At 70.0% G+C, this 6737-nt stretch carries 4 protein-coding genes; all 4 read right to left on the bottom strand.

Features of this window, described 5'->3' with window-relative positions; translation table 11 throughout:
* Nucleotides 1–77 precede the first annotated feature (77 nt).
* The 4 genes from AB1578_21065 to AB1578_21080 all read right to left on the bottom strand — a co-directional run bounded on the left by AB1578_21065 (nucleotide 78) and on the right by AB1578_21080 (nucleotide 6549).
* A complete protein-coding gene (locus AB1578_21065; GenBank protein MEW6490387.1) occupies nucleotides 78–3470 on the bottom strand; it encodes an AAA family ATPase in 3393 nt (1130 codons plus the stop codon).
* 1 nt (nucleotide 3471) lies between these two features.
* Nucleotides 3472–4407, bottom strand: coding sequence for an SPFH domain-containing protein (locus tag AB1578_21070; protein ID MEW6490388.1), 936 nt, complete (start codon nucleotides 4405–4407; stop codon nucleotides 3472–3474).
* A 370-nt stretch (nucleotides 4408–4777) separates the two neighbouring features.
* Nucleotides 4778–5896 carry an A/G-specific adenine glycosylase gene (gene mutY / locus AB1578_21075; GenBank protein MEW6490389.1) on the bottom strand — a complete coding sequence of 373 codons (1119 nt, stop codon included), beginning with the start codon at nucleotides 5894–5896 and terminating at the stop codon, nucleotides 4778–4780.
* Nucleotides 5893–6549, bottom strand: a complete 657-nt coding sequence (locus tag AB1578_21080) for a LysE family transporter (GenBank protein ID MEW6490390.1) — start codon at nucleotides 6547–6549, stop codon at nucleotides 5893–5895. Before AB1578_21080 ends, mutY begins: the two co-directional genes overlap by 4 nt.
* Between the last annotated feature and the right edge of the window lie 188 nt (nucleotides 6550–6737).

A 6737-nucleotide genomic window follows, 5' to 3' on the forward strand; every position in this document is an offset into this window, starting at 1 on the left:
GCCGCTGTTCCCGGTCGAGATCTCAACCCGGAACTGGGAACCGGGAACTGGGAACCGGGAACCGGGAACCGGGAACCCTACTCCCTTTCCTCCCGGGTCTTGCGGGCGCGCAGGCGCCCGAGGCCCCAGAGGGGGAGGCGGCGGTTGCGGCGGAAGATTTCTTCCAGCGAGAGGTGGGGGTCGCGCTCGGGGCTCTCCAGATAGCGGCGGATGGCTTCCAGGCGGCGCCCGAGCTCCTTTTCCAGGGCGGCCTTGAGCTCGGCCTTGCGGGAGAGGATGCGCTGCTTGGCTCCGGGAGGGGGCACCTCTCCCCGGTGCTTGCGCAGCTTGTAGTCGATGCGCGCCGCGATGAGGCCCGAGAGGGCCTCGTGGTGCTCTGCCCCGAGCCACAGCACCTCGGCGACCAGATCCCCGAAGTGGGTGACTGCCAAGACGTCCTTGCCCTGGGTCCAGTACCCCGCGAGGAAGTCTGGTTCCAGGTCTTTATAGTTTTGAAGCGGCAGGTACATCCTTCGCAGATGCTGGAGAACCTTTTCCGCCTTCCTGCGATGCCCGCCGATCAGGACCGGGCTCCCCACTTCTCCCCGCCGCACCCCCTTGGTCCAGGGGGCCCCGGTGATGCCGAAGTCGTTGTAGACGGGCAGCAGGAGCAGGGCCGAGAGGGTGTTGATGGCCAGGGCGTATCCCGCCGACGGCCCGCCCACGGCGTAGGAGGCCGAGAGCAGTTGGTGGTGCACGGTGTACTTGTCCAGGAACTCGCCGAGCACCCGCGCCGCGTTGACCCGGGGGACGAGCCCCTGGAGGTAGTTCTCCACCAGGGTCAGGGCCTCCCGGGCCGATTGCTGGGTCATCTGTACGGCCATGTCCATCTCGGCGGCGTTGGGCGCCGAGGAGGACACCGCTCCGGTCACCAGGACCTTTTCCTCCGAGAGGTTGTAGACGAGGCTCGTGGCGATGGGCAGGAGAACCCCCGCCACTTCGCTCGCGCCGGCGCCGATGATGAACCCCACCTGGGGCTCCTGGCTGAGCTCCGCCTCGAGGAACTGATCGAGCTGGACCTTGCCCTTCTTGGTGGGGCTCTGCCCCAGCTCCTCCCGGGCCGCCTGGAGGTGGGAGGGCGCCAGGGGATACTGGCCGCTGTGCCGGTCGGGTCCCACCAGGGCCAGCACCTCGTCGCAGTGCCGCAGGAACTCCAGGGGCTCGGCCCGCAGGCGGGTCTTCACCGTCTGGGGCGCCCCGAGGGCCTCCAGGATGCTCCCGAGGATGCGCAGGTTGAACTTGACGAAGTTCTCCCGGGCTTCGGGGAGGGCGGCCGCGAGCTCCCGCAGCCGCCCGATCACCTCCCACTCGGTGGCCCGCAGCGCCAGGGCCTTGTCCACGAAGGCGGCGTAGTCGGCCGGGGTGTTGCACACGGAGCGGGCGGCTTCCTCCAGGCGCTCCGGGTCCAGGCCCTCGGCCAGGGGGATGCCGGCGAGCTTCTTTGCCACGATCTCGGCGATGTCGGCGCTGCGCAGGTGCCCCGAGACCTCCAGGGCCTTGAGCCTCTTGGAGCGCACCAGCGCCGGGTCGAGGATGTCCAGGCGGTTGGTGGTGAGAACTGTGAAGACCCGGTTCAGGGGAACCTCGCCGTCCACGATGGCAAGGAAGGTGTTGGTGAGCTTGTCCTGGGGAGCACCTCCGGCGGCGCTGCGGCGGGGCACCAGGGCGTCGCCTTCGTCGATGAAGACCACCGCCGGGGCGATCATCTTGGCGATGTCGTAGACGTGCTCCAGGTTCGCCACCGTGCCGTCGATGGGGTTGTTGGGGTCCTGGAGGTCCGAGGGGCGTACCGCCAGGTCGTGCACGTCGGGGTTCTCGCTCAGCCAGGCCCGGGCCAGGAAGGTCTTGCCGCTGCCCGGGGGGCCCGCCAGCACCAGCCCCTTTTCGTCGCTCACCCCGTAGTGGAGGCAGTTCATGGCGAGCTCCGAGAACTGGTCCTTCACGGCGCCCACGTACTGCTCCCAGCGTACGCTGCGGTCCATCCGGTCCACGACCCGCTTGTAGAGGTCCCCATGGGCGTTGCGGGCCACCTGCTCGAAGGCGGTGCGCACCAGGAGGGCGTCGTCCAGGTGCCCGGGCCGGAGCTCGCCCCGCAGCTCCACGATGGAGCGCACGAGCTTGCGCACGTAGGAAGGGGTGACCTTGAGGGCCCGTTCCCGGAACAGGGGGTAGAGGCGCTCCACCGTCTCGTCGAGCTCCGCGGGAGAGAGGTAGGAAACTCCGGGGGGCAGGGGGCCGGGCGGCGCCGCACCCACCCGGATGTCGGCGCGCCGCAGCTCCAGCCGCACGATCTCCCGCAGGTTGTCCGGCCCCTTCCAGAACTCCGAGACGTCGACGATGCGGCCCTTTTCCGCGAAGCGGCGGTAGATGGCCGGGTCGAACCGCTCGGGCTGGTCGGTGGTGGCCACGAGCAGGCAGTCCCGCTGGCCGTCGATGATCTCGTCCAGGATGATGTTGGCCGTGTCCACCAGGGTCTGCTGCTGGCTCGAGACCGAGCTCGACCGGCTCTCCACCCGGCCGAAGGCGCTGTGGGCCTCTTCCACGTGGCGGATGGAGGTGCGGCGGGGGTCCCCCAGGGCCTTGCGCAGGTAGTTGCCCGGCTCGCCGGCCAGGGCGGTCTGGTAGTCGTTGGGAGTCACCACCGCGTAGTCCACGGGGACGCCCCGCTCCTGGAGCTCCGCCAGGTGGCGGGCGATGTGCTTCTGGAAGAGCCGCCGGACCAGGGGGGTGGCGGAGAGGAACCGGTAGAGCTTCAGGCGCCGGCGCCGGGCGATCTCCTGGGCCAGGGTGGGATCCACGGCCTCGATGGTGCGCCAGAAGGGCTCGTCGGCCAGGACATCGGCGCGCTTCTTCCCCAGGTCCACCTCCGGCACGATCTCGTGGCGGAAAACCACGGCCTCGAGGGCCTCGGTGGTGGTCGCGGTCTTGCCGCCGCCGCTGGGGCCTACGACGAGCAGGAGCGGCGCCTTGGGTACCTCGGGGTCCGCCAGGTACTCTTTGCGCACGTGGACCCGGTAGATCTTCTCCAGGAGGTCCTGGAACGCCGAGGGCACGTGGACGTCGGTGAGCTCCCGGTTGAGCAGCGCGAGCAGGTAGGTGTAGTCGTTGGCCGAGAGCTCCTTTTCGAGCATCCGGTTCCAGGCTGCCCGGGGCGAGGTCTCCCCCGAGAACTCGAACCGGCGCTGCCAGTCGGTGAGGATCTGGGGGTCCTTGAGGATGGCGAAGCCCTGCTCCCGGGGCCGGTAGAAGAGGGAGAGCAGGCCCTCCACGGCGGCGTGGACGAGCCCCGAGGGAGGGGTGAACTGGTTCAGGCGTGCGCGCAGGAAGGCCTTGGTCTCGTACGGCCAGGAGGCCACGAGCTCTTCGATCTCCCGGATGCGGCGCTCCGGGAGCCGTACGGTGCGGATCTCCTTGGTGAGTCGCCTGGCCATGTCAGCGGGGTGCGGCCGGGGAGGCCGCGGGCAGGGGCAGGGCCAGGCTGGGGGTTGCGCCGGTGTTCTGGATCACCACGGTGTTTTGCCCCGCCTGGTGTTTCTCGTAGGCGGAGGACCACTTCTGCTGGTTGAGGAACTCCAGGAGGGCCGTGTCGGTGGAGCCGTCGGGCCGCCCCACCCCCCGCTGGAGCTCCCGGATGCTCTCCACGTAAGCCGCGTAGAGCTTGCGAATGCGGCTCGCCTCCTGGTCGGCGGCGTAGTTTTCCGCCTCGGCGATGAGCTCGCGGCGCTTCTTCTCCTCGCTGGCCTCCACCAGGTTGTCCCCGAAGCGGGTCTCCCGCAGCACGAAGCTCACGACCTCCAAGCCGTACTTCTGCTCCAGGGTGGGTCCGCCCACGTTGATGGGGCGTTCCTTGAGGGCCCGATAGATCTCCTCCTTGATCTGCTCGCGATCGCTCACCAGGCGGTTGAGCTCCTGGGCCTGGAGGATGTCTTTCACCAGGCCGTCGTAGTCCGCCTGGAAGAGCTCCTGGGGCCGCAGGTTCTCGATGGCCCAGGTGCGCAGATCCCGAATCCGGTAGGTGAGCACCCCCGAGGTCCACAGGGCCACGTTTTCGCGGGAGATGATCCGCACCGGCTCGTCCACTCCCCCCAGGGAGAGCCGCTGGTTCATCAGGGCCACCTCCTGCTCGATGCGGGTGAAGAAGGGCAGCCGCACGTGCCACCCCACCTCGGTCACCACTTCGCGCTGGCCCCCCAGCCTCTCGAGCACCACGGCGTAGTTGAGCCGGACCTTGAAGATGGTGCGGGTGGCGTAGACCACCGCCACGGCGCCGTACGCCAGGCCCAGGAGCACGGCAAGGCCCACCACGCGGCGTACCAGCGCGGCCACGGCGGCCCGTCGGAGGAAGGTGCGGGTCTCGGAGCGTTCCATGGGGCCCTCGGTGCGCACCGGCGGCGAAGGGAGGAGCGGACCCCGTGAAGGCTAGGGGAGGAGTCAGGAATTGCAAGCGGGCAGGTTCCCGCGCGCCTCCCGGACCCATCGAAATCGATATCGAAATCGGGGCCAGCGTTTTCGACGTCGATTTCGATGTGGATCGGATGACCATGCGCCCGTGCTGGGCTTGTAAAGGGTAGGGCGCGTTCGCCGAACGCGCCGTGCTCTGGTGCGGTGACCGCGACCGACCCGGACGGACGCCTCGGCGAGGCGTCCCTACCCGACCCAAACCCACGTCCGGATGCACAGCTCGTAGGGCGGGGCTTGCCCCGCCGTCTCCCCGGACGCGGCGGGGGAATCTCCCGCCCTACCCCCGCGCCAGGTGCTCCAGCACCTTTCGGTTCGCCCGGGGCATGGGGTAGCGGGGGAGGTCGGCGGGGTCGACCCAGAGCCACTCCCGCTCCCCTTCGGCGCATCGGCCGGGGTCCATGTCGAGAAACCGGCACAGGTGGGGGTACAGGGTAACGCGAAAGTGGCTGTACGCGTGGCGGACCTGGGGGAGGGCGCCCTCCGGCTCCACGCGCAGGCCGAACTCCTCCCGCAATTCCCGGTGCAGGGCCTCCTCGGGGTTCTCCCCTTCCTCCACCTTGCCTCCCGGGAACTCCCACAGGCCTCCCAGGAGTCCGTGGCTCGGGCGGCGGTCGATGAAGATCCTCCCGTTTCGAAACACCAGACCCAGGGAGACCCGGTAGTGGGGCACCGCGTTTCGCGGGGTCCGCAGGGGGTACTGCTCCGGGGAGCCCGAGGCCGCCGCCCGGCAGGGCCCCTGCAAGGGGCAATCGGGGCAGCCGGGGGAGCGGGGGGAGCACAGGGTGGCGCCGAGCTCCATCACCGCCTGGTTGTGGAGCGCGGCGGTGCCGGCGGGCAGGAGCTCGCGGGCCAGGCCCTCCAGGGCGGTCGCCTGGGGACGGCGCCGGGGATCGGAAGCCAGCGCGGTGAGCCGGGCCAGCACCCGGCGCACGTTGCCGTCCACCACGGCCAGGTCCCGGCCGAAGGCGAGGCTCAGGACCGCGGCGGCGGTGTAGGGCCCCACCCCGGGCAGCGCCCGGAAGTCCTCGTGCTGTTCGGGAACCCTGCCCCCGAAGCGGGCCGCCACCTCCCGGGCCGCCCGGTGGAGGTTCCGGGCCCGGGCGTAGTACCCCAGCCCCTCCCACGCCCGCAGGACCGCGATCTCGTCGGCTTCGGCGAGGGCTCGAACCGTGGGGAAGAGGGCCATCCACCGCTCGAAGTAGGGGACGACGGCGGCCACCCGGGTCTGCTGGAGCATGGCTTCCGAGATCCAGACGGCGTAGGGATTCCGGGTGCGCCGCCAGGGTAGATCGCGGGCGTGGGCGCGGTACCACCGGTGGAGGGCGGGGACCGCCGCCTTGAGGTCGGCCAGGGCGGCCGGGGACAGGCCCAGGGCTGCCAGCTCCCCGGCCGTCACCAGAGCCCTGGGGGTTGGGAGAGGCGGCCGAGGCCCGAGTGGACGAAGAGTCCTCCGAAGTAGAGCAGGAGGACCGCGCAGGCGCCCACCAGGGCCCGGTACACCCGGTCGGTGAGCAGGCGCCGGCCGAAGTGGAGCACCGCCGCCACCAGGGAGTACCAGACGAGGTCCGAGAGGATGTGGCCCGCAAAGAAGACGGCAGGGCCCCGCCAGCCGGTTCCCGCCGTGAGGGTGACGTAGGACAGGCCCACGGTGGCCCACCACAGCGTCCAGTAGGGATTGGAGAGGCTCGTCACGATCCCGCCGAGCACGGGCCCTCCCCGGCGCCGCCCTCCCTGGCCGGCTTCGAGGGAGAGGCTCAGGGTGCGCAGCCCCCAGAGCATGGACCCGGCCATCCACAAGAGTACGGCTCCGCCCAGGAGCCCCACGGCTCCGAGAAACAGGGGCCGCGACACGACCGCGCCGAGACCGGCCACGAGCCCCGCCACCAGCAGGAGCTCCAGTATCCCGTGACCCAGCACCACCAGGGGTCCGGCCCAGAACCCGGTGCGGGCGGCCTCGCGAACGGTCACCGTGAGCATGGGGCCGGGCATCATGGCGCCGGAGAACCCGATGATGAACGAACCGAGGAAGATGGCTTGGAGGCTTTGCACGGCTCTCCCGGAATCTGATGACAGCACGACGGGCAAGAGTCTATTTCCAGCCACCCAAGCCCCAGGGCGATCGCACATAAAAACCTTAGCCAGCCAGCACTTTGAGGCGATAGGCGTCATCCCAGCCTGCGCGGCGGCGCTTGGTCTGGGTACCGCGCTTGATGGAGGTTTCCTGGGTGAGGAGATTC

This window comes from Thermodesulfobacteriota bacterium (assembly GCA_040756475.1).
In the GTDB taxonomy this organism is placed as follows: domain Bacteria; phylum Desulfobacterota; class Deferrisomatia; order Deferrisomatales; family JACRMM01; genus JBFLZB01.

Coding starts and splice junctions, on each gene's coding strand:
- AB1578_21070 (MEW6490388.1), bottom strand. CDS start 4,407: ATGGAACGCTCCGAGACCCGCACCTTCCTCCGACGGGCCGCCGTGGCC.
- AB1578_21065 (MEW6490387.1), bottom strand. CDS start 3,470: ATGGCCAGGCGACTCACCAAGGAGATCCGCACCGTACGGCTCCCGGAG.